Here is a 22314-nt window from a genome sequence, read left to right as displayed (position 1 = left end):
TCCTTCAAGGTTCTGCGCTCTCTGCGAGGCGGCTTCGGCCGTCTCTTCGGCATGCTCATGATTCATCACTCTGTGTAGCCGTAGCGCTGCTCTGCGGAAGTCGCCCACAGGCGGCACACCCTCACCGGTATGGGTGACGGCGATATTCACAGGCGCGCAGTTGTCCACAGTTATCCACCAAGATCCACACGATTTCCGGGATCGCTGCACCGTGATTCCCAGACGCCCCGCTCCGGCCGACTTCATGGCCGGTTCTGGTTTGTCGGGTGTGTTTGGCCGGTTCGTATCGGCCGTTCATATGGAGGCCGGTTGCCGGTTCTTCACATGTTTGGGATTCACGGGGCCGCAGGGGCCGCGTGGGAGAGGCGCCGGACGGGCCCATGAAGGGGCCTGGCGTGGCGCGGTGAAGGGGGATGGAAACGGTGACCGCAGCCGTCACACACGAGGGACAGCCCACCGCCGGAGGGCGGCCGGGCCGGCCGTTGATCGTCACGGAGGACGAGCACCTGCTCGACGACCTGCTGCGGCTGTGCGCGGCGGCCGGGGCGACGGCCGAGGTCCATCACGGGGTGCCTCAGCCCAGAGGCACCTGGGAGGCAGCGCCGCTCGTCCTGGTCGGCGACGATGCCGCACGGCGGGTGCGCGGGGCCGCCCGCAGGCGCGGAGTGGTGCTCGTGGGCCGGGACCAGGACGACTCGGGAGTCTGGAAGCGGGCCGTCGAGATCGGCGCCGATCACGTCCTGATGCTGCCCGACGGCGAGCAGTGGCTGGTGGACCGGATCGCCGACGTCACCGAGGGCGTCGGCCGGCCCGCCCTCACCGTCGGCGTCATCGGCGGCCGGGGCGGGGCCGGAGCCTCCACGCTCGCGTGTGCCCTCGCCGTCACCTCCGCGCGTGAGGGCCTGCGCACGCTCCTCGTGGACGCCGATCCGCTGGGCGGCGGACTGGACGTACTCCTCGGCGGCGAGAGCACCGAAGGGCTGCGCTGGCCGGCGTTCGCCGCATCGCGGGGGCGGGTCGGCGGCGGCGCCCTGGAGGAGTCGCTGCCACGGCTGCACTCGCTGCGGGTCCTGAGCTGGGACCGCGGCGACCGCATCGCCGTTCCGCCCCAGGCCGTACGGGCGGTGCTCGCCGCCGCCCGGCGCCGGGGAGGCACGGTCGTCGTCGACCTGCCCCGTCGCCTCGACGACGGCGTCGCCGAGGCCCTCGCCCAGCTCGACCTCGGGATCCTCGTGGTCCCGGCCGAGCTGCGCGCCGTCGCCGCGGCCGGTCGCGTGGCCTCGGGTGTCGGCATGGTCCTGCGCGACCTGCGGGTGGCGGTGCGCGGCCCGTACGCACCCGGCCTCGACGACCGCGAGGTGGCCCGCCTGCTGGGCCTGCCCCTGGTGGGCGAGGTCCCGGTCGAGTCGGCGCTCCAGCGGCCACAGGGCAGCGGATCACCACCGGGCGCGGCCGCACGGGGCCCGCTGGCCCGGTTCTGCAAGGAGTTCTGGGAGCGGGCGTTGGCGGAGACGGGGGCGGGGACGGCATGAGCGGCTTCTCAGAGATCTCAGGAGTCTCACGGCTGGCGGGACAGTTGGAGCGACCGCGGTCGGGTGAGGCGCCGGTCGGTGCTTCCGGGCGGCCACGGACGGCCCCGGCAGGCGTTCCTACGGCGTCCTCGGCCGCGGCCGGCGCGGACATGGCTCCGGGCCTGCTGGACGGCGTACGGCAGTGGCTGGCCGAGAGCGGGGCCGAACCGACGCCCGCGCGTGTGGCGCAGGCGCTGCGGGAGCAGGGACGGGTCCTCGGGGACGCGGAAGTCCTGGGCGCGGCCGAGCGGTTGCGGTCCGAACTGGTCGGCAGCGGGCCCCTGGAGCCGTTGCTCGCCGACCCGTCGGTGACGGACGTCCTCGTGTCGGCGCCGGACCGCGTCTGGGTGGACCGGGGCGGCGGACTCGAACTGACCGCCGTCGCCTTTCCCGACGCGGCCGCCGTACGACGGCTCGCGCAGCGGCTCGCCGCGGTGGCGGGGCGGCGCCTCGACGACGCACGGCCCTGGGTCGACGCCCGGCTGCCGGACGGGACGCGGCTGCACGCGGTGCTCCCTCCCGTGGCCGTCGGCTGCGCCTGTCTGTCGCTGCGGGTCGTACGGCCGCGCGCGTTCACGCTGGACGAACTGGTCGCGGCCGGCACGGTGCCGCCGGGCGGGGACCGGGTGCTGCGGGCCCTGCTCGACGCACGGCTGTCCTTCCTCATCAGCGGAGGGACGGGCACCGGGAAGACGACGCTGCTGAGCGCGCTGCTGGGGCTCGTCGGGCCGGGCGAGCGGATCGTGCTCGCGGAGGACTCGGCGGAGCTCAGGCCGGACCATCCGCACGTCGTCCGCCTGGAGACGCGACCCGCCAACCAGGAGGGCGCCGGGCTGGTCACGCTCGAGGACCTGGTGCGACAGGCACTGCGGATGCGACCGGACCGGCTCGTCGTGGGTGAGGTGCGCGGGCCCGAAGTGGTGCATCTGCTGGCCGCGTTGAACACCGGCCATGAGGGCGGCTGCGGAACCGTGCACGCCAACGCGGCGGCCGACGTACCGGCCCGCCTGGAGGCGCTGGGTACGGCCGCCGGGCTCGACCGGGCCGCGTTGCACAGCCAGTTGGCGGCCGCGCTGTCGGTCGTACTGCATCTCGTGCGCGACCGGGCCGGGCGGCGGCGGATCGCCGAGGTGCGGGTGCTGGAGCGGGATTCCACAGGGCTGGTGCGCACGGTGTCGGCGCTGCGGTGGGGAGCGGGGGCGTTCGTGCACGAGCGGGGTTGGGAGCGGCTGCGGGCACTGCTCGGGGATGCGATGCGGGGGCCGGGGGAGGGCGGATGACTCGGGTGGGTGACCCGGTGGGCGACTCGCTGGGCGACTCGGGTGGGTGGGGCACGACGGCACGGCGAAGACGGGGCTTGGACGGGTGCGGGCGACCGGACGGCGACGAGAGGGCTCGGACGGTGAGTGGGCGTGGTGATCGGGATGGGGGAGATGTCGGTGGGGTCGACGGGAGTGGCCGTGGGGTGCCTCGGGATGGCCGTGTGGCTGTGGGGCGGGCGGCGTTCCGGGATGCGGCGGGCGCAGGTGCTGCTCGCCGACGGCGCAGTGGTGGGAGCCGGGCCTCCGGCGTGGCGGCGCCTGGTGGGGGAGGTGCGGCGGGTTCGCGGGCGACTGGGGTTCGAGTGGTGGGCGGCGGCCGCCGGGCTGGTGCTCGCCGTGCTGGGGGCCTCGGTGCTGCCGGTCGTCGCGGGGGCGGCCGGGGTGCCGTTGTTGCGGCGGGTGCGGCTGGCCCGGGAGGAACGTCGGGTGCGTGAGCGGCGGGCGGCCGCGGTGATCGCGCTGTGCGCGATGGTCGCCGGGGAGGTGCGTGCGGGACGGCAGCCGGGCGAGGCGCTGGTGCGGGCGGTGCGGGACTTCGAGGGGCCGGGGGACGGCGGGGCCGACTCGGGTGGGTCCGTGGCCGGGGCGCCCGAGTGCGGCGGGCTCGGGGAGACGCAGGCCGCTGTGTTGGCGGCGGCCCGGTTCGGCGGTGATGTGCCGGGGGCGCTTGCGACGGCGGCCCGGCGGCCTGGTGCCGAGGGACTGCTGGGGCTGGCCGCGTGCTGGCGGGTGGCCGTGGACCAGGGCGCGGGGCTCGCGGCCGGGCTCGATCGGCTGGAAGGGGCGCTGCGGGCCGAGCGTGACCAACGGGCCGATCTGCGCGCGCAGTTGGCGGGAGCGCGGTCCACGGTGTGGATGCTCGCCGCGCTGCCGGTGCTGGGGCTGGGTCTCGGTGCGGCACTGGGCGCCGATCCCCTGCACGTCCTTCTGCACACCGGGACCGGGCTGGGCTGTCTGCTGGTTGGCGGCCTGCTGGAGAGCGTCGGGATGTGGTGGGCGACGCGGATCGTACGGGGGGCCGAGGCGGTATGAGTCCGGAAGTCGTCCACAGGCTGGGGGCGGTCCTGGGGGTCGCGCTGGGCGTCACCTGGCTCGCCCGGTGGGCCGTGGCGGTGCGGAGTGAGCGCGCAGTGCGGCGGCGGCTCGGAGAGCTGCTGGCCGTCGCGGAAACCACGGCTGAGGCTCCTCGGTTCGAGGGGCGGGAGTTCGCGCGGCGGTGGCTGCCCGTGCTCGGCGTCGGATGTGCCGGGTGGGTGCTGGTCGGCGGAGTCGCCGGTGTCGTGGTCGGACTGGTCGTCGCGGCGGGGTTGTGGCGGTGGCGGCTGCGGCAGACGGCCGGCGTGTGCGCCGGGGAGACCGACGCGCGAGAGGCGGCCCGGCAACTACCGCTCGCCGCCGACCTGCTGGCCGCCTGTATCGCGGCGGGCGCCGGTCCCGTGATCGCGGCGCAGGCCGTGGGCGAGGCGCTGGGCGGACCCGTGGGAGAGGGACTCGCGCGTGGGGCGGCGGAGGTACGGCTCGGCGGTGAACCGGGCGAGGCCTGGCGAAGGCTCGCCTCGACGCCGGGCGCCGGGGCGCTGGCCCGGCTGCTGGAACGCGCCGATGTGACCGGGCTGCCCGCGGCCGGACCGGTCGCCGGGCTGGCGGCGGACGCCCGCGCCGACTGGGGGCGCGCCGCGACGGCACGGGCACGGAAGGCCGCCGTGCTGGTCACCGCGCCGGTCGGGCTGTGCTTCCTGCCCGCGTTCATCGCCGTCGGCGTGCTGCCGATCGTGATCGGGCTCGCGGGAGGAGTGCTGGGAGGAGGGGGTGGGTGATGACGACCGGCGGTCGGTGAGCCGGTGAGCCGGTGAGCCGGTGTACGAGCAGGCGGACGAGTAATCAGACGGTAATCAACAGGACTGATCCTTACGGGGGTTGAGATGTGCAAGGTGGTACGGGCGCGGATGCGTGCTCTGGTGTGCAGGACGGTGTGCCGGGTGCGGTCGATGCGCGGGGACGAGGGAATGGTCACCTCCGAGTACGCGATGGGGATCGTGGCGGCGGTGGCGTTCGCGGTGGTGCTCTACAAGGTGGTCACGAGCGGGGCCGTCAGCGCGGAACTCCAGGCCATCGTGAAGCGGGCGCTCGATGCGAAGGCGTGAACGGCCGGCGGACCAGGGGTTCGTGACGGCGGAGTCGGCGATGGTGCTGCCGGTGCTGGTGATGTTCGCGATGGCACTGGTGTGGGGGTTGCTCGTGGTGGCCGCCCAGATCCAGTGCGTGGACGCGGCCAGGACGGGCGCCCGCGCGGCGGCCCGTGAGGATCCCGCCGAGGCGGTTGTCCGGGTGGCTCGGGACACGGCACCGCGCGATGCGAAGGTGACGGTGGCCCGGGAGGGCGACCGGGTCCGTGTCGTGGTCGTGGCGAAGCCGCCCGCGCTGCACGGTCTGCCCTTCGAGGTGCGGGAGGAGGCCGTGGCCCTGGTGGAGGCGACGGTGGGGGAAGGGGGATGAGCGGGGGAGTTCCGGAGCGCGGGCCTGCCGCCGGGTGGCACGTGGCTGCTCGGTCCGGTGGTGGGCGGTTCGCTGAGGCGCCGGCTCGGTTGGCCGGGATGCGGTTCACCGACGTGCGGGCTCGGTCGGCCGGGTTGCGGTTCGTCGGTGCCGGGCTCGCCGCCGTGCGGTTCGGGAGAGTCCGGTGCCGTGTGGTGGGCGTCGCCGAGGGCCGGTTCGGTGCAGTCGGCCCCGCCCTCGCCCGGTTCCCCACCGTCGGCTTCGTGTCCGCCCTGTTCGCCAAGGTCCGCCGATCTGCCGCCCGTTGTGCCCGCGCCCACGTCGACGCCGTGCGTTCGGACCGGGGTTCCGCCACCGTCTGGAGTGTCGGTGCCGTCGCGGTGCTGTGCGTGGTGTTCGGGGCCGTGCTGGCCCTCGGTCAGGCCGTCGTCGTACGGCATCGCGCGGCCGGTGGGGCGGATCTCGCGGCGCTCGCGGCGGCGGACCACTGGGCCGACGGGCCGGTGGTGGCCTGTGCCCGGGCGCAGGACGTGGCGCGGGAGCAGGGTGTGCGGCTCGTGCGGTGCGCGATGGTCGGCGAGATCTCCGATGTGACGGCGGCCTCGGGACGGGGGCCGTTCACGGCGGAGGTCAGGGCGCGGGCGGGGCCTGCGGGGCCGGTTCCGTCGCAGGATCCGCTTCCACCGGCGCTCGACGGCTCCGCGGGGACGCCGCCCCGGGCCCCGGGTCCGGTGCCTGCTGTGGAGCCGGCCGCTCCTGGAGCCCAGGGGGCAGGTCCGCGGGGAGCTCCTCCTCCGGCGCCCCCCGCAACAGCACCGTGAGGAGGCGCACCGCCCCCCTCTTGTGCAGTGGGTCGTTGCCGTTGCCGCACTTGGGGGACTGGATGCAGGACGGGCAGCCGGCGTCGCACTCGCAGGAGGCGATGGCCTCGCGGGTGGCGGTGAGCCAGGCGCGGGCGGTGTGGAAGGCGCGCTCCGCGAAGCCCGCGCCGCCCGGGTGGCCGTCGTAGACGAAGACCGTGGGGAGCAGCGTGTCGGGGTGGAGGGGGATGGAGACGCCGCCGATGTCCCAGCGGTCGCAGGTCGCGAAGAGGGGCAGCAGGCCGATCGAGGCGTGTTCGGCGGCGTGCAGGGCGCCGCCGAGGATCTCTGGGTTGATCCGGGCCTCGTCGAGCTGGTCCTCGGTGACCGTCCACCACACCGCGCGGGTGCGGAGCGTTCGAGGAGGGAGGTCGAGTTTCGTCTCGCCCAGTACTTCACCGGTGATGAGGCGTCTGCGGAGGAAGGAGACGACCTGGTTGGTGACTTCGACGGAGCCGTAGCACAACCGGCCCTCGCCCCAGGGGACTTCGACGTCCGTTTCCAGGACGGAGATGGCCGTCGTGTCGCGGGCGACCGTCGAGTAGGACGGGTTCGCCTCCTCGACCAGGGCGACCGAGTCCTCCAGGTCCAGGGAGCGGACGAGGTAGGTGCGGCCCTGGTGGAGGTGGACCGCGCCCTCGTGGACGGCGGTGTGGGCGGAGCCCGCGTCGACCGTGCCGAGGAGGCGGCCCGTGCCCGATTCGACGATCTGGATGGGGCGGCCGCCCTCCCCGCGGATGTCGGTGAGGTCGGCGGCCCGTTCCCGGCGGGTCCAGTGCCAGGCCTTGGTGCGGCGGCGCAGGAGCTTGGCGGACTCCAACTGCCCCAGCAGGCTCTCGCTCTCCGGTCCGAACAGCTCCATGTCCTCGTCCGTCAACGGCAGTTCCGCGGCGGCCGCGCACAGGTGCGGGGCGAGGACGTAGGGGTTGTCGGGGTCGAGGACCGTGGACTCCACGGGCCGGTCGAAGAGGGCCTCGGGGTGGTGGACGAGGAAGGTGTCCAGGGGGTCGTCGCGGGCCACCAGGACCGCCAGGGCGCCCTGGCCCGCCCGCCCGGCGCGGCCGGCCTGCTGCCACAGGGACGCGCGCGTGCCGGGGTAGCCGGAGATCAGGACGGCGTCCAGCCCCGAGACGTCGATGCCGAGTTCCAGGGCGGTGGTGGCGGCCAGGCCCAGCAGCTCACCCGAGTGGAGGGCCTGTTCCAGGGCGCGGCGTTCCTCGGGGAGGTAGCCCCCGCGGTACGCGGCCACGCGGCGGGCCAGCGTGCGGTCGACCTCGGCCAGGCGCTCCTGGGCGATCACGGAGATCAGCTCGGCGCCGCGCCGGGAGCGGACGAACGCGACCGTGCGCACGCCCTGCACGGCGAGGTCGGTGAGGAGGTCGGCCGTCTCCGCGGTGGCCGTGCGGCGGACCGGGGCGCCCTTCTCGCCCTGCATCTCGGTGAGCGGGGGCTCCCAGAGGGCGAAGACCAGTTGCCCGCGTGGGGAGGCGTCGTCGGCGACCTCGACCACCGGGAGGCCGGTGAGGCGGCGGGCGGCGACCGACGGCTCGGCGGCGGTCGCGGAGGCCAGCAGGAAGACGGGGGAGGCGCCGTAGCGGGCGCAGAGGCGGCGCAGGCGGCGCAGCACCTGGGCGACGTGGGAGCCGAACACGCCCCGGTAGGTGTGGCACTCGTCGATGACGACGTACTTGAGCGCCTTCAGGAAGGAGGACCAGCGGGAGTGGGACGGGAGTATCCCGCGGTGCAGCATGTCCGGGTTGGTCAGCACGTAGTTCGCGTACTGGCGGATCCACTCGCGTTCCTCGAACGGCGTGTCGCCGTCGTAGACCGCGGGGCGCACGGAATTGCCCAGCGGTTGTGAAAGTTCCTTCACCGAGCGGCACTGGTCCGCCGCGAGGGCTTTCGTGGGGGACAGGTAGAGCGTGGTGGCACCGCGGCCGTTCGGGGCCTCGGAGCCGTCCACAAGGGTGGAGAGGACCGGCACGAGGTACGCCAGGGACTTGCCGGAGGCGGTGCCGGTGGCGACCACGACCGACTCGCCGTCCAGGGCGTGCTCGGCCGCGCGTGCCTGGTGGGCCCAGGGGTGCTCGATGCCGCAGGCCTGCACGGCCGCGATGACCTCCGAGCGGATCCGGTCCGGCCAGACGGCATGGCGACCCGCACGTGGGGGCAAGTGCTCCGTATGAGTGATGCGCGCAGCCCGGCCCGGCCCGGCGGCGAGCCGGTCCAGGACCGTGCTCGGCGCAGGGCGGGGACCGGCGTCCGTCGAGGGTCGATCGGATCGGAGATTCTTGGCCATCGGCACCAAGTGTGTCACTGGCGTGACGGACAATGGGACCAAGGCGTCGTGCACGCCTGCCGGTAAGTGATTGAATGCCATCGCGGCTGGCGAACCGTCCCGGGGGCTCTGCCGAGGTGTCCCGAGGGGCGACCGCTCGATAGCAAGGTGCTGGAGGATCCGTGGACCTGTCCCTGTCGACCGAGACCGTCGGCGATCGCACGATCGTCAGGGTCGGTGGCGAAATCGACGTATATACCGCGCCCAAGCTGCGCGAGCAGCTGGTCGAGCTGGTGAACGACGGCAGTTTCCACCTTGTCGTCGACATGGAGGGCGTGGATTTCCTCGACTCCACCGGACTCGGCGTACTGGTCGGCGGACTCAAGCGGGTGCGTGCCCATGAGGGCTCGCTGCGCCTGGTCTGCAACCAGGAGCGCATTCTCAAGATCTTCCGTATCACCGGCCTCACCAAGGTGTTCCCGATCCACACCTCGGTCGAGGAAGCGGTGGCGGCGACCGACTGACCCGTTGCCGGGCCCGTGCCCGGCGCGGCAGAAGGACGTCGACAGAAGCAAAGGAGGGGGTCCGGGCTTTCGGCAGCCCGGTCCCCCGACAGCACGCCCGTAGTTCCGAGGGGGATGCATGGCCACCGTTGAACTCCGCTTCAGCGCGCTGCCCGAGCACGTCAGGACCGCCCGACTGGTGGCGGCAGCGGTGGCGCGCAGGTCCGGAGTGGACGAGGCCGTGCTCGACGAGGTCAGGCTCGCCGTCGGCGAGGCCTGCACCCGTGCCGTCGGACTGCACCAGAGCGGCGGCATCACCGCGCCGGTCAAGGTGCTGTTGATCGAGGAGGAGAAGCAGTTCTCCATCGAGGTCGGCGACGAGGCACCGCGTTCGGCCCCGGGTGACCGGGCGCCGGGCGCTCCGGGCGAGGAGCCCGACGTGGAGACCGAGGAGGACGAGATGGGCCTCGCGGTCATCAGCGGCCTCGTCGACGACGTCGAGGTCACCGCAGGGGAGCATGGCGGACAGATCCGTATGACCTGGCCGACCACGCCGCCGGCCGCAGTGCTCCCCTGATTTTTCTCCCCGGTTCGAATCAGATTTCTGTTCGACATGCGGAAGGGCCCCACCACACCGGTGGGGCCCTTCCGCATGTCGGCGTGGGCTTTCTGTGCCTACAGTGGTCTGGTGCGATGCTTTTCGTGAATTGGTTCACGATCAAGATATCGGCCATGAATGCCTTCGGGGCATTACTGCTTTCAGGTTCTGTAAAGGCGAATTCCGTTTACCGCGCCCTGTTTTGATCAGGGCGGGGTACCTACAATCCGTCCACATCTTGAGCTCAGCCCAAGCGTCAAGGAGGACGAATGGCGGGGCTTTCTACCCCTGATCAGTTGGACCAGCCCACAACCTTCGCGGCCGCGGTGCTCACCGACGACAACCGGGTGCTGATCGCCGTCATCGCGGTCGTCGCCCTGGCGGCGCTCGTCGTGGCAGGCGTCCTGGTACGCCAGGTGCTCGCGGCCGACGAGGGCACCGAGAGCATGAAAAAGATCGCGGCGGCGGTCCAGGAAGGCGCCAACGCCTATCTGGCACGCCAGTTGCGCACGCTCGGCGTATTCGCCGTCGTCGTGTTCTTCCTGCTCATGCTGCTGCCCGCGGACGACTGGAATCAGCGCGCGGGCCGATCCGTGTTCTTCTTGATCGGCGCCGCGTTCTCGGCGGCCACCGGCTATATCGGCATGTGGCTCGCCGTGCGCAGCAATGTGCGGGTGGCCGCGGCGGCGCGAGAAGCCACTCCGGCGGAAGGCGAGCCGGAAAAGGATCTCACCGCCGTCTCGCACAAAGCCATGAAGATCGCTTTCCGTACGGGCGGCGTGGTCGGCATGTTCACGGTGGGGCTCGGTCTGCTGGGCGCCTCCTGTGTGGTGCTGGTCTACGCGGCCGACGCGCCGAAGGTCCTGGAGGGCTTCGGTCTCGGCGCGGCGCTCATCGCGATGTTCATGAGGGTCGGCGGCGGCATCTTCACCAAGGCCGCCGATGTCGGCGCCGACCTGGTCGGCAAGGTCGAACAGGGCATCCCGGAGGACGACCCGCGCAACGCGGCGACCATCGCCGACAACGTGGGCGACAACGTCGGCGACTGCGCGGGCATGGCGGCCGACCTCTTCGAGTCGTACGCCGTGACCCTGGTGGCCGCGCTGATCCTCGGAAAGGCGGCCTTCGGCGACGCCGGACTGGCGTTCCCGCTGCTCGTCCCAGCGATCGGCGTGATCACCGCGATGATCGGCATCTTCGCGGTGGCCCCGCGGCGCGCCGACCGCAGCGGCATGTCCGCGATCAACCGCGGGTTCTTCATCTCCGCGGTGATCTCGCTCGTGCTGGTGGCGGTCGCCGTCTTCGTCTACCTCCCTGGCAAGTACGCCGACCTCGACGGCGTCACCGACACGGCGATCAGCGGCAGGGACGGCGACCCGCGGATCCTCGCGCTCGTCGCGGTGGCGATCGGCATCCTGCTCGCCGCCGTCATCCAGCAGCTCACCGGCTACTTCACCGAGACCAATCGTCGCCCGGTCCAGGACATCGGCAAGAGCTCGCTCACGGGGCCCGCCACCGTCGTCCTCGCCGGAATCTCGATCGGTCTCGAGTCGGCCGTCTACACCGCCCTGCTGATCGGGCTCGGCGTCTACGGCGCGTTCCTGCTCGGCGGTACCTCGATCATGCTGGCGCTGTTCGCGGTGGCGCTGGCCGGCACCGGCCTGCTCACCACGGTCGGTGTGATCGTCGCCATGGACACCTTCGGGCCGGTCTCCGACAACGCCCAGGGCATCGCCGAGATGTCCGGGGACGTCCAGGGCGCGGGCGCACAGGTGCTCACCAACCTGGACGCCGTCGGCAACACCACCAAGGCCATCACCAAGGGCATCGCCATCGCCACCGCCGTCCTGGCCGCGTCGGCGCTCTTCGGGTCGTACCGTGACGCGATCACGACCGGCGCGCAGGACGTCGGCGAGAAGCTCAGCGGGGCCGGTGCGCCGATGAGCCTGATGATGGACATCTCGCAGCCCAACAACCTCGTCGGGCTCATCGCCGGCGCGGCGGTCGTCTTCCTCTTCTCGGGGCTGGCGATCAACGCGGTGTCGCGGTCGGCGGGATCCGTGGTCTACGAGGTGCGGCGGCAGTTCCGCGAGCACCCGGGGATCATGGACTACAGCGAGGAGCCGGAGTACGGCAAGGTCGTCGACATCTGCACCAAGGACGCCCTGCGGGAACTCACCACACCCGGTCTGCTCGCCGTGATGGCTCCGATCTTCATCGGGTTCACGCTCGGGGTCGGTGCCCTCGGCGCGTTCCTGGCGGGCGCGATCGGCGCGGGCACGCTCATGGCGGTCTTCCTGGCGAACTCCGGCGGTGCCTGGGACAACGCCAAGAAGCTCGTCGAGGACGGCAACCACGGGGGCAAGGGCAGCGAGGCCCATGCCGCGACCGTGATCGGCGACACCGTCGGCGACCCCTTCAAGGACACCGCGGGCCCCGCGATCAACCCGCTGCTGAAGGTCATGAACCTGGTGGCGCTGCTGATCGCACCCGCGGTGATCAAGTTCAGTTACGGCGACGACAAGAGCATCGGCGTACGGATCTTCATCGCCGTCCTCGCGTTCCTCGTGATCGCCGGCGCGGTCTTCGTCTCCAAGCGGCGCGGCATCGCCGTGGGTGACGAAGACAACGAGAAGAAGGTGGCCAAGTCGGCGGATCCCGCGGTGGTTTCGTAGGTTCCGGCACGAGGCCCAGCTCAAGGGGCGGGCGTGCGGCGCGCGTTCATGCGCCGCACGCCCGCCCTGTGCGTGAGCGCCGCCCGTCCGTGAGGCTTCTCTCGCCTGGTGCGAATACCTGTAAAAGTATCCATACGTGATATTCGGTGCGCGGGTGTGGTGCGTGCGCTGTGTAAGGTCCGGGGGCTGAGAGGCCACGGAAGGGACCGATCCGGTGAACAAGAAGCTCGCGGCCGCACTGTCCGGCGGTGCGGTACTGGTACTGGCACTGACGGGATGCGGTGGCAGCGAGGACAACAAGGAACTCGACGCCTGGGCCAAGAAGGTCTGTGACCTGGTGCCGGCCCAGAACAAGAAGATCACGGCGGCCTACGACGCGATCACCAAGGCGGCCGAGGACACCGAGAGCACCCCGGCGGAGCTCCAGAAGGCCGACTCCCAGGCCTTCCAGGACCTGTCCGACGGCTACAAGGCGCGCGCCACGGTCATCCGCAACGCCGGGGCGCCTCCCGGTGCCGAGGACGGGGCGAAGAAGCTCCAGGAGGCCGTCAAGCAGCTCACGGCCCTCTCGGCGTCCTACGCCGACATGAAGACGCAGGTGGACGGGCTCGACACCAAGGACCAGGCGAAGTTCGCGACCGGTCTCAAGGACGTCTCGGCCGAGATGAAGAAGGTGGAGACGCAGCGCCAGACCGCGCTCGCCGCGCTGAAGGACCTGGAGTCGGGCGACACCAAGGAGGCGCTCGCCGAGCAGTCGGGCTGCAAGCCGGCGTCCACCTCCCCGGAGGCGTCCGCGTCGGCGACCGACAGCTAGGCGCGTTCGGCCGTAAACGCGGCCAGGGGTGAGCGCCCGTTGAGCCACCGACGGCTGAGCGGGCGATCGCCTGCCGGTACGGGTACCGGTACCCGTACTGATGCCGGTGGCCGAGCCGTGCCGTGAGTTGCCGGGTGGGGCGTGTCGCGCGGCGGGCGCGGGCCACAATGGGGGCGTGAGTACCTCCAGTCTGCCCACGCTGCCCGCCGCCCCCGCTCCCGGCCGTCCGGACGTCACCGCGCGGCTGCGGGACGCCCTGCTCGGGGCCTCCTTCACTGCCGACGGGCTGCTGGAGCTGCTCGGCGCGCCCGCCTACGCGGCCCTCGCGCGCAGCGAGACCGTGCCCGCGCTCCGGGCGACCCGCGGGGACACCCCGCTGGAGGTGCTCGTACGCCTGTTCCTCCTCCAGCAGCCGGTGCCCCACGCGCGCGTGGCGGACGTACTGCCCGTCGACGCGTGTCTGGAGAGCGGCTGGCTGGTGCGCGCCGGCACGGACGAGCTCGCCGCGACGGTGGACGTACGGCCGTACGGCGGTCCCGACGGCGAGGACTGGTTCATCGTGTCGGACCTGGGCTGTGCCGTGGGCGGCGCGGGTGGCATCGGCAGCCGTGACGAAGGGGTGGTCCTCGGGGTCGGCGGCGCCTCCACGACCCTGGCCGGCATCACCGTGCGCACGCCCGTCGGCTCCGCCCTCGACCTCGGGACCGGCTCCGGGATCCAGGCTCTGCACGCCGCACAGCACGCCACGCGCGTGACGGCGACCGATCTCAACCCGCGCGCGCTGCACATCACCGCGCTGACGCTGGCCCTGTCCGGCACCCCGGCGGCGGATCTGCGGGAGGGCTCGCTGTTCGAGCCGGTCAAGCAGGGCGAGACGTACGACCTCATCGTGTCGAACCCGCCCTTCGTGATCTCGCCTGGTGCCCGGCTGACGTACCGCGACGGCGGGATGGGCGGGGACGATCTGTGCCGCTCGGTCGTTCAGGGGGCGGGGGAACTGCTGAACGAGGGCGGGTTCGCGCAGTTCCTCGCCAACTGGCAGCACGTGGCGGGGGAGGACTGGCAGGACAGACTCAGGTCGTGGGTGCCGCGCGGCTGCGACGCGTGGATCGTGCAGCGCGAGGTCCAGGACGTCACGCAGTACGCCGAGTTGTGGCTGAGGGACGCCGGTGACCACCGCGGCGACCCGGCCGAGTACCAGGCGCTCTACGACGCGTGGCTGGACGAGTTCGAGGCGCGCAAGGTGAGGGCCGTGGGCTTCGGCTGGATCACCCTGCGCAGGACCGGCTCGGCCGAACCCTCCATCACCGTGGAGGAGTGGCCGCACCCGGTCGAGCAGCCGCTCGGGGACACCGTCCGGGCGCACTTCGAGCGCCTCGACTACCTGCGCGCCCACGACGACGCGGCCCTGCTGGAGGCCCACTTCAAACTCGTGCCCGAGATCGTCCAGGAGCAGGTCGGGCTGCCCGGTGCGGAGGACCCCGAGCACGTGGTGCTGCGCCAGCACCGCGGGATGCGCCGGGCCACCAAGGTGGACACCGTGGGAGCGGGCTTCGCCGGCGTGTGCGACGGCTCGCTGAGCGCGGGCCGCATCCTCGACGCGATCGCCCAGCTCATGGACGAGGACCCGGTCCTGCTGCGCGACCGTACGCCCGCGCAGATCCGGCTGCTGGTGGAGCAGGGGTTCCTGGAACCGGCGTGAATCCGGCGGGGCATGTCCTCTGAGACGCCCCCGCACGGCCGCTACCGGTTGCTGCGTACGCCCGGCGCGGGCGGCATGGGCCGCGTCCGGCCGACGTACGACGACGAGCCGGCCTGCGCGGCCGCGCTGAAGGAGATCGCGCTCCCTGACGCGCCGACGCACGCGGGGCGAGACAGCCCAGCACACCGCCCGGGCCCGCAGCCCCCGGAGGCCGACGACCGCGTGCAGGCGGTGTGGGCGGGGACGCCGTGCAAGTCGGTGCCGAACGTGGACGGGCCGGACGGCCAGGTCGTGGCCGCCGACCTCGACGACGCGAAGGCCCGTGGTGCGAAACCCTGCGCGAGCCTGAGCCGGGCCGTCGTGGACGCGCTGCCGGACGCGGCCGGGCACGACGTCGTGCCGACCGGGGAGGGCTTCCGTGCGGCGGACCGCCGTACGGCGTCGCTCGGCCGTCATGCCGCGTCAGGCGGTGAGGTGGGCCGCGGGACGACACCTCCGCCCCGCGCGGTCTGAATCCGGTCGGTTTCCGTGCCGAATCCGGTGCGGGTCCGGTTGCGGAAGTGCGGGATCAAGGTGAGAAGCGGACGAGAACCGGACGGGTTCGGTGGGCGTCCGGGGCAGCCGCGGTGGCTCTCCGGTGACCCTCCGGCGGCCGGACGGGTCCGCTCAGGGGCCGCCCGCTGCCGTGTCGTCGCGGCGTTCACCCGGGGTTCGCCTGTGCGCCGCCCGCGCGTGCCAGTCTCCATCGGAGGCGCACGCGCGGCCGGGAGAAAAGGGGCAGGGGGAACCATGGAGAGCGGACCGGCGATCTTCGCGGGGCTGGTGTTCGCCCTGTTCGGAGGAGGGCTGCTGGCGTGGACCGCGGCCCGGGTACGGCATCGCGAGCCCGTCGCCCACGGTGTGAGTCCCGTCGCATCCGCGACCCTCGCGACCGTCGCGGCGCTCCTCACGCTGGCCCTCGGCGCATGGTGCTTCTCCGGTCTCTAGGACGGATCCTGGGAGGTCGACGCTAACGGGCCGACCCGTAATTGGGAGATCGCCCTCCGGATGAGCCCGAAAAGGCCGGTGGGTACTCCGGGCGGCAGGAATGGCGGTAGTCGGGTTACCGTTCGAGTGGCCGTTGCGGGCTTTTCCCGTTTGACACGGGGGCGGGATGTACCGTCACACTCCGCAAGCGTCCGTATGACCCGACCCCGGGAACCAAGGCCTGGGGAGACCCCAGCGTCGACCGGAGAGAAGAGCGAAGTTGTCCCCGACCAGCGAGACCGCACAGGGCGGCCGCCGACTCGTCATCGTCGAGTCGCCTGCCAAGGCGAAGACGATCAAGGGCTATCTCGGCCCCGGATACGTCGTCGAGGCGAGCGTCGGGCACATCCGCGACCTCCCCAACGGCGCCGCGGAGGTGCCCGAGAAGTACACCGGCGAGGTCCGCCGCCTCGGCGTGGACGTCGAGCACGACTTCGAGCCCATCTATGTCGTCAACGCCGACAAGCGGGCTCAGGTCAAGAAGCTCAAGGACCTCCTGAAGGACTCCGACGAGCTCTTCCTCGCCACCGATGAGGACCGCGAGGGCGAGGCCATCGCGTGGCACCTCCAGGAGGTGCTCAAGCCCAAGGTCCCGGTCAAGCGGATGGTCTTCCACGAGATCACCAAGGCCGCGATCCAGGCCGCCGTCGCCAACCCGCGCGAGCTGAACCAGAAGCTGGTCGACGCCCAGGAGACCCGCCGCATCCTCGACCGCCTCTACGGCTACGAGGTCTCGCCGGTCCTGTGGAAGAAGGTCATGCCGCGCCTGTCGGCCGGCCGTGTCCAGTCCGTCGCCACCCGCCTCGTCGTCGAGCGGGAGCGCGAGCGCATCGCGTTCCGCTCCGCCGAGTACTGGGACCTGACCGGCACCTTCGGGACCGGCCGCGCGGGCGACCCGAGCGATCCGTCGACCCTCGTCGCCCGTCTGCAGAGCGTGGACGGCAAGCGGGTCGCGCAGGGCCGTGACTTCGACTCCCTGGGGCAGCTGAAGGGCGCCAACACCCTTCACCTGGACGAGGCCAACGCCCGCGCCCTGGCCGCCGCCCTGGAGCAGACCCGGTTCGCGGTCCGCTCGGTCGAGTCCAAGCCGTACCGCCGCTCGCCGTACGCTCCGTTCCGTACGACGACCCTCCAGCAGGAGGCCTCGCGCAAGCTCGGCTTCGGCGCGAAGGCGACCATGCAGGTGGCCCAGAAGCTGTACGAGAACGGCTTCATCACCTACATGCGTACCGACTCCACGACCCTCAGCGACACCGCCATCACCGCGGCCCGCGCCCAGGTCACGCAGTTGTACGGCGCCGACTACCTGCCGTCCTCCCCGCGCACCTACGCCGGGAAGGTCAAGAACGCGCAGGAGGCGCACGAGGCGATCCGGCCCTCGGGTGATCGTTTCCGCACGCCCGCCGAGACCGGCCTGACCGGCGACCAGTTCCGGCTCTACGAGCTGATCTGGAAGCGCACGGTCGCCTCGCAGATGAAGGACGCGACCGGAAACTCCGTCACGGTGAAGATCGGTGGCACCGCCGCCGACGGCCGGGACGTCGAGTTCAGCGCCTCCGGCAAGACGATCACCTTCCACGGCTTCCTGAAGGCCTATGTCGAAGGTGCCGACGACCCGAACGCGGAGCTGGACGACCGCGAGCGCCGGCTGCCCCAGGTCGCCGAGGGCGACGCCCTGAGCGCCGAGGAGATCACGGTCGACGGGCACGCCACCAAGCCCCCGGCCCGCTACACCGAGGCCAGCCTCGTCAAGGAGCTCGAAGAGCGCGAGATCGGCCGCCCGTCGACGTACGCGTCGATCATCGGCACGATCCTCGACCGCGGTTACGTCTTCAAGAAGGGCACGGCACTCGTGCCGTCCTTCCTTTCCTTTGCCGTGGTCAACCTTCTGGAGAAGCACTTCGGGCGGCTCGTCGACTACGACTTCACCGCCCGCATGGAGGACGACCTCGACCGCATCGCGGCGGGCCAGGCCCAGTCCGTGCCGTGGCTGAAGCGCTTCTACTTCGGTGAGGGCGCCTCGCCCTCCGCGGGCGGCGCGGCCGACGCGGGCAACGGCGACGGGGACCACCTCGGCGGCCTCAAGGAACTGGTGACCGACCTGGGCGCGATCGACGCGCGCGAGGTCTCCTCGTTCCCGGTGGGCAACGACATCGTGCTCAGGGTCGGCCGCTACGGCCCGTACATCGAGCGCGGGGAGAAGGACGCCGAGGGCCACCAGCGCGCGGACGTCCCCGAGGACCTCGCCCCGGACGAGCTCTCTGTCGAGCTCGCCGAGGAACTGCTCGCCAAGCCGAGCGGTGACTTCGAGCTCGGCGCCGACCCGGTGACGGGCCACCAGATCATCGCCCGCGACGGCCGCTACGGCCCGTACGTCACCGAGGTGCTCCCCGAGGGCACCCCGAAGACCGGCAAGAACGCCGTGAAGCCGCGTACGGCCTCGCTGTTCAAGTCGATGTCGCTGGACACGGTGACGCTGGAGGACGCCCTCAAGCTGATGTCGCTGCCGCGCGTCGTCGGCGCCGACGCCGAGGGCCAGGAGATCACCGCGCAGAACGGCCGCTACGGCCCGTACCTGAAGAAGGGCACGGACTCGCGCTCGTTGCAGACCGAGGACCAGCTCTTCACGATCACCCTCGAAGAGGCGCTGGCGATCTACGCGCAGCCCAAGCAGCGCGGCCGCGCCGCCGCCAAGCCGCCGCTGAAGGAGCTGGGCACCGACCCGGTCAGCGAGAAGCCGGTCGTCGTCAAGGACGGCCGCTTCGGACCGTACGTGACCGACGGGGAGACCAACGCGACCCTGCGCTCCGGCGACAGCGTCGAGGAGATCACCCCCGAGCGCGGCTACGAACTGCTCGCCGAGAAGCGGGCCAAGGGGCCCGCCAAGAAGACGGCGAAGAAGGCGCCCGCGAAGAAGGCCCCGGCCAAGAAGGCGACGGCCGCCAAGAAGACCGCGGCGAAGAAGACCACGACGGCCGCGAAGAAGACGGCGGCGAAGAAGACGACCGCCACCGCGAAGAAGGCGGCGGCGTCGAAGGCGGCGTCCGAGGACTGAGTCCGGCCTCTTCGGGCAGGAGTGAGTCCGGCCCTCTTCGGGCCGGGTTCCCGGGCCTGAATCCTCCACCGAGGCTTCGCAATGCGAACGTCCCGGCATCACTTTGGTGTCGGGACGTGCGCACGTCAGGACGGGCCCTCCGGGCTGTCGGTGGCTCCCGATAGGCTGAATGCATGACCCGTGCCGAGCAGCCAACGGCCCTTCAGCCGGCCCCCGACGATGCCCTGGTCGCGGACTCCCGCGAGCGCGCCGTCCGCGCCCTGCTGCGCAGGCCCCAGCTCAAACGCCTGTGGAGCGCCCAGCTCGTGGGCGGGATCGGCGACACCCTCGCCCTCCTGGTGCTGGTGCTGCTGGCCCTTCAGGCGGCGATCGCCGAGGGCTCGTTCAGCGGCGGCTACCGGGGCGTGGCGTTCGCAGTGGCGACCGTCTTCGGTACGCGCGTCCTGGCGACGCTGCTCTTCGGCGCCGTCCTGCTCGGCCCGCTGACCGCGCTCACTTCGCAGGAGGGGCCGCTCGACCGCCGCTGGACCATGGTCGGCGCGGAGGGGGTCCGGCTCGCGCTGTTCATCGTCGCGCCGCTGTGGATCGACTGGATGCCGGGCAACGCCCTCGCGATGATCCTGGTCACCGTCTTCGTGACCGGGGTCGCCGAGCGCTTTTGGACCGTGTGCCGCGAGAGCGCGGCGCCCGCCCTGCTGCCGGCTCCTCCCCCGGAGGGGGCGACCGTACGGCCGCTGCCGGATCACTTGGACGCCCTGCGCCGTCTGTCGCTGCGGACGACCTTCGTGGCGATCCCGCTGGCCGGTGCCGCGCTCGTCGTCGCGGGCCTGCTCAACAACGTGCTGGGCTCCGGCATCGACTGGTTCGGCCAGCACCAGGCGGCCCTCGCGTCGTACGTCGCGGCCGGACTGTTCGCCGCGTCCCTGTCCCTGCTGACCTTCCTGGAACTGCCCGACACCCGCACCCCGCGCGCGCGTTCGCCGTTGGAGGGGCTGCGCCGGCCCAAGACGGGCACCGGCGTCGACAAGGGCCGCACCGGCGCGATCCCGCTGCTGGTGCCGGCCTGCGCCGCCGTCGCCGGGGCGATCGCGGCCGCCGTGGCCGTCGCCGTGCTGCACGCCAAGGACCTGGGCGGCGGCCCGGTGATGTACGGGCTGATGGTGCTCGCGCTGACCGGCGGCGTCGTGGTCGGTGTCCGTACGGCGCCCAGGGTGCTGGTCTCGCTGTCGCGGCGCCGGCTGCTCGCGCTGGCGATCGCCTTCACCGGCATCGCCCTGCTGGCCGCCGGGCTCGTCCCGGACGTCACCACCGTGCTGCTGATCGAGGCGCTGGCCGGTGTCGGCGCGGGCGTGGCAGCCAACACCGGGCACACCCTGCTCGACCAGGAGACCGAGGAGTACCGGCGGGCCCGGACCACCGAGCACCTGCACGCGGTCGTGCGGGTCGCTGTGGCGTTCGGCGCGCTGGTCGCCCCCGTGGTGGCCGCGGCGATCGGACCGCACCGCCTGGAGAACGGCAAGTTCGTGTTCGCGCACGGCGGCGCCGCCTTCACCCTGATGCTGGTCGGCGCGCTGCTGCTGCCGGTGGCCGCGCTGGTGCTCGCCAAGGTCGACGACCGGTCCGGGGTTCCCCTGCGGCACGACCTGAGGGACGCGCTGCTCGGCGGCGACGACCCGGAGACGGTGCCCGCCTCCTCCGGCTTCTTCATCGCTCTGGAAGGCGGCGACGGGGCCGGGAAGTCCACCCAGGCCGAGGCGCTCGCCGAGTGGATCAGGGCCAAGGGTCACGAGGTCGTGGTGACGCGCGAGCCGGGCGCGACCCCGGTGGGCAAGCGGCTGCGGTCGATCCTGCTGGACGTGTCGAGCGCCGGGCTCTCGCACCGCGCGGAGGCGCTGCTGTACGCGGCGGACCGCGCGGAGCACGTGGACACCGTGGTCAGGCCCGCCCTTGAGCGGGGCGCGGTCGTGATCTCCGATCGGTACATCGACTCCTCGGTGGCGTACCAGGGCGCCGGCCGCGACCTGTCCCCGACGGAGATCGCCCGCATCAACCGCTGGGCGACGGACGGTCTGGTGCCGCATCTGACGGTCCTGCTGGACGTGTCCCCGGAGATCGCCCGCGAGCGGTTCACCGAGGCGCCGGACCGGCTGGAGTCGGAGCCCGCGGAGTTCCACGCGCGCGTGCGGTCCGGATTCCTCACACTGGCCGCAGCCGACCCCGGGCGATACCTGGTCGTGGACGCCGGACAGGAGCCCGAGGCCGTCACGACCGTCGTACGGCACCGCCTCGACCAGATGCTGCCGCTGTCCGAGCAGGAGATCCGGGAGCAGGAGGAGGCCCGCCGCAAGGCCGAAGAGGAAGCGCGGCGCAAGGCCGAGGAAGAGGCCGCGCGCAAGGCCGAGGAGGAGCGCCTGGAGCGGGAGCGCCAGGAGCAGCTCGCGCGGCTGAAGGCGGAGGAAGAGGAGCGCAAGCGGCGCGAGCTGGAGGAGGCCCAGCGCCGCGAGGCCGAACGCCAGGCGGAGGAGGCCCGGCTGCGGGCCGAGGAAGCGCGCAGGCGGGCCGAGGAGGAGCGGGCACGGCTCCTCGCCGAGGAGAAGGCACGCGCGGAGGAAGAGGCGCGGCGCAAGGCCCAGCAGGAGGCCGCCCGCAAGCGGGCCGAGGAGGAGGCGCGCCTGCGCGCCCAGGCCGAGGAACAGCGGCTGGAGAAGCAGCGCAAGGCGGAGGAGGCGTTGCTGCGGGCGGAGGAGGCCCGACGGCTCGCCGAGGCCGCGGCCGCGGCGGCGGAGGAGGGGCCCAAGCAGGCCGCCACGCCCGCGGTGGGGATGGACGCGGCGACCGTGCCCACGCCCGTGGTGACGCCGACGAACGCGTCGGGTGGCCCGGTGGACGAGACGGCTGTGCTGCCCCGGGTGTCCATGGAGAAGGACGACGAGGACTCCTCCGCGGACGAGGCCACTGGTGGGTCCGTCTCCGACTCCGAGGTGACGACCGAGCTGCCGCAGCCGCCGGTTCCGCCGGGAGCGGCGGACGAGACCGCGGTGCTGCCTCCCGTTCCGCCGGGTGCCGCCGAGGAGACCGCGGTGCTGCCGCCCGTCGTGCCGCCGGGTTCGGCCGACGAGACGGCCGTACTGCCTCCCGTGCCTCCGGCGCCGGGAGAGGGGCCCTCGGACCGGGTGCCGCCGGGGTACTTCCGGGACGAGGAGCGGACGCGGGAGCTTCCGCAGGTCGACGAGACGGGGACACCGCGGCGCAGGGCTCGGTCGGACTGGGCCGAGGAGACCCCGTTGGACGACCTGCCTTCGCTGGCCGACGAGCTGCTCGGGCCGCATGACGAGGGGTACGGAGACGGGCGGCGCCGGGGGCGGTGAGGGCCGTCCTTCGGGTGCGGGGTTCGTCGTGGCTGGTCGCGCGGTT

At 72.5% G+C, this 22314-nt stretch carries 16 protein-coding genes and 1 pseudogene; 16 read left to right on the top strand and 1 reads right to left on the bottom strand.

Annotated features, from left to right (window positions below; translation table 11 throughout):
- Nucleotides 1-413 precede the first annotated feature (413 nt).
- From ssd to ABZ098_RS26950, 7 genes and pseudogenes are all read left to right on the top strand, one after another.
- On the top strand, nt 414-1532 hold the full coding sequence (gene ssd / locus ABZ098_RS26980; RefSeq protein WP_356595328.1) for a septum site-determining protein Ssd: 1119 nt from the start codon (nt 414-416) through the stop codon (nt 1530-1532).
- Nucleotides 1533-1681: 149 nt separating this feature from the next.
- The gene (locus ABZ098_RS26975) at nt 1682-2851 is read left to right on the top strand and encodes a TadA family conjugal transfer-associated ATPase (RefSeq protein WP_356595326.1); all 1170 of its coding nucleotides are present in this window, start codon (nt 1682-1684) and stop codon (nt 2849-2851) included.
- Nucleotides 2852-2995: 144 nt separating this feature from the next.
- Nucleotides 2996-3925: a type II secretion system F family protein gene (locus tag ABZ098_RS26970; protein WP_356595614.1), complete on the top strand. Its 930-nt coding sequence runs from the start codon at nt 2996-2998 to the stop codon at nt 3923-3925.
- Complete coding sequence (locus ABZ098_RS26965) at nt 3922-4710, top strand: type II secretion system F family protein (protein ID WP_356595324.1); 789 nt, start codon at nt 3922-3924, stop codon at nt 4708-4710. The genes ABZ098_RS26970 and ABZ098_RS26965 overlap by 4 nt, the downstream gene beginning before the upstream one ends.
- A 105-nt stretch (nt 4711-4815) precedes the next feature.
- Nucleotides 4816-5037 carry a DUF4244 domain-containing protein gene (locus tag ABZ098_RS26960; protein WP_356595322.1) on the top strand — a complete coding sequence of 74 codons (222 nt, stop codon included), beginning with the start codon at nt 4816-4818 and terminating at the stop codon, nt 5035-5037.
- On the top strand, nt 5024-5389 hold the full coding sequence (locus ABZ098_RS26955) for a TadE family type IV pilus minor pilin (RefSeq protein ID WP_356595320.1): 366 nt from the start codon (nt 5024-5026) through the stop codon (nt 5387-5389). Before ABZ098_RS26960 ends, ABZ098_RS26955 begins: the two co-directional genes overlap by 14 nt.
- 329 nt (nt 5390-5718) lie before the next feature.
- A pseudogene (locus tag ABZ098_RS26950) lies at nt 5719-6051 on the top strand (Rv3654c family TadE-like protein); the annotation flags it as partial.
- Here the strand turns inward: ABZ098_RS26950 and ABZ098_RS26945 are convergent.
- Nucleotides 6020-8629 carry a DEAD/DEAH box helicase gene (locus ABZ098_RS26945; protein ID WP_356595318.1) on the bottom strand — a complete coding sequence of 870 codons (2610 nt, stop codon included), beginning with the start codon at nt 8627-8629 and terminating at the stop codon, nt 6020-6022. The pseudogene ABZ098_RS26950 and the gene ABZ098_RS26945 sit on opposite strands and share 32 nt — an antisense overlap.
- An 80-nt stretch (nt 8630-8709) precedes the next feature.
- On the opposite strand from ABZ098_RS26945, the gene bldG reads away from it, so the two are divergent.
- The 9 genes from bldG (at nt 8710) to tmk (ending at nt 22268) form a co-directional block, all read left to right on the top strand.
- Nucleotides 8710-9051, top strand: a complete 342-nt coding sequence (bldG, locus tag ABZ098_RS26940) for an anti-sigma factor antagonist BldG (RefSeq protein ID WP_006132569.1) — start codon at nt 8710-8712, stop codon at nt 9049-9051.
- 118 nt (nt 9052-9169) lie between these two features.
- Nucleotides 9170-9607: an ATP-binding protein gene (locus ABZ098_RS26935; protein ID WP_356595316.1), complete on the top strand. Its 438-nt coding sequence runs from the start codon at nt 9170-9172 to the stop codon at nt 9605-9607.
- A 290-nt stretch (nt 9608-9897) separates the two neighbouring features.
- Entirely contained in the window at nt 9898-12303 is a 2406-nt protein-coding gene (locus ABZ098_RS26930; protein WP_356595314.1) for a sodium-translocating pyrophosphatase, read from the top strand.
- A 214-nt stretch (nt 12304-12517) separates the two neighbouring features.
- Nucleotides 12518-13117: a small secreted protein gene (locus tag ABZ098_RS26925; protein ID WP_356595312.1), complete on the top strand. Its 600-nt coding sequence runs from the start codon at nt 12518-12520 to the stop codon at nt 13115-13117.
- 175 nt (nt 13118-13292) lie between these two features.
- A complete protein-coding gene (locus tag ABZ098_RS26920) occupies nt 13293-14819 on the top strand; it encodes a methyltransferase (protein ID WP_356595310.1) in 1527 nt (508 codons plus the stop codon).
- A 12-nt stretch (nt 14820-14831) separates the two neighbouring features.
- Nucleotides 14832-15332: a hypothetical protein gene (locus tag ABZ098_RS26915; protein WP_356595308.1), complete on the top strand. Its 501-nt coding sequence runs from the start codon at nt 14832-14834 to the stop codon at nt 15330-15332.
- 276 nt (nt 15333-15608) lie between these two features.
- Nucleotides 15609-15806, top strand: coding sequence for a hypothetical protein (locus ABZ098_RS26910; protein WP_356595306.1), 198 nt, complete (start codon nt 15609-15611; stop codon nt 15804-15806).
- 259 nt (nt 15807-16065) lie between these two features.
- A complete protein-coding gene (gene topA, locus ABZ098_RS26905; RefSeq protein WP_356595304.1) occupies nt 16066-18900 on the top strand; it encodes a type I DNA topoisomerase in 2835 nt (944 codons plus the stop codon).
- Nucleotides 18901-19073: 173 nt separating this feature from the next.
- Nucleotides 19074-22268 carry a dTMP kinase gene (gene tmk, locus ABZ098_RS26900; RefSeq protein WP_356595302.1) on the top strand — a complete coding sequence of 1065 codons (3195 nt, stop codon included), beginning with the start codon at nt 19074-19076 and terminating at the stop codon, nt 22266-22268.
- Nucleotides 22269-22314 lie beyond the last annotated feature (46 nt).

The organism is Streptomyces sp. NPDC006335 (genome assembly GCF_040612795.1).
In the GTDB taxonomy this organism is placed as follows: Bacteria; Actinomycetota; Actinomycetes; order Streptomycetales; family Streptomycetaceae; genus Streptomyces.
The sequence above is the reverse complement of the archived record's forward strand: the minus strand, read 5'-3'. Positions and strand labels throughout refer to the sequence as shown.

Coding starts and splice junctions, on each gene's coding strand:
- ABZ098_RS26955 (WP_356595320.1), top strand. CDS start 5,024: ATGCGAAGGCGTGAACGGCCGGCGGACCAGGGGTTCGTGACGGCGGAG.
- ABZ098_RS26975 (WP_356595326.1), top strand. CDS start 1,682: ATGGCTCCGGGCCTGCTGGACGGCGTACGGCAGTGGCTGGCCGAGAGC.
- ABZ098_RS26970 (WP_356595614.1), top strand. CDS start 2,996: ATGGGGGAGATGTCGGTGGGGTCGACGGGAGTGGCCGTGGGGTGCCTC.
- tmk (WP_356595302.1), top strand. CDS start 19,074: ATGACCCGTGCCGAGCAGCCAACGGCCCTTCAGCCGGCCCCCGACGAT.
- ABZ098_RS26965 (WP_356595324.1), top strand. CDS start 3,922: ATGAGTCCGGAAGTCGTCCACAGGCTGGGGGCGGTCCTGGGGGTCGCG.
- ABZ098_RS26910 (WP_356595306.1), top strand. CDS start 15,609: ATGGAGAGCGGACCGGCGATCTTCGCGGGGCTGGTGTTCGCCCTGTTC.
- ABZ098_RS26945 (WP_356595318.1), bottom strand. CDS start 8,629: ATGGCATTCAATCACTTACCGGCAGGCGTGCACGACGCCTTGGTCCCA.
- ssd (WP_356595328.1), top strand. CDS start 414: ATGGAAACGGTGACCGCAGCCGTCACACACGAGGGACAGCCCACCGCC.
- ABZ098_RS26935 (WP_356595316.1), top strand. CDS start 9,170: ATGGCCACCGTTGAACTCCGCTTCAGCGCGCTGCCCGAGCACGTCAGG.
- ABZ098_RS26930 (WP_356595314.1), top strand. CDS start 9,898: ATGGCGGGGCTTTCTACCCCTGATCAGTTGGACCAGCCCACAACCTTC.
- ABZ098_RS26915 (WP_356595308.1), top strand. CDS start 14,832: ATGTCCTCTGAGACGCCCCCGCACGGCCGCTACCGGTTGCTGCGTACG.
- ABZ098_RS26960 (WP_356595322.1), top strand. CDS start 4,816: ATGTGCAAGGTGGTACGGGCGCGGATGCGTGCTCTGGTGTGCAGGACG.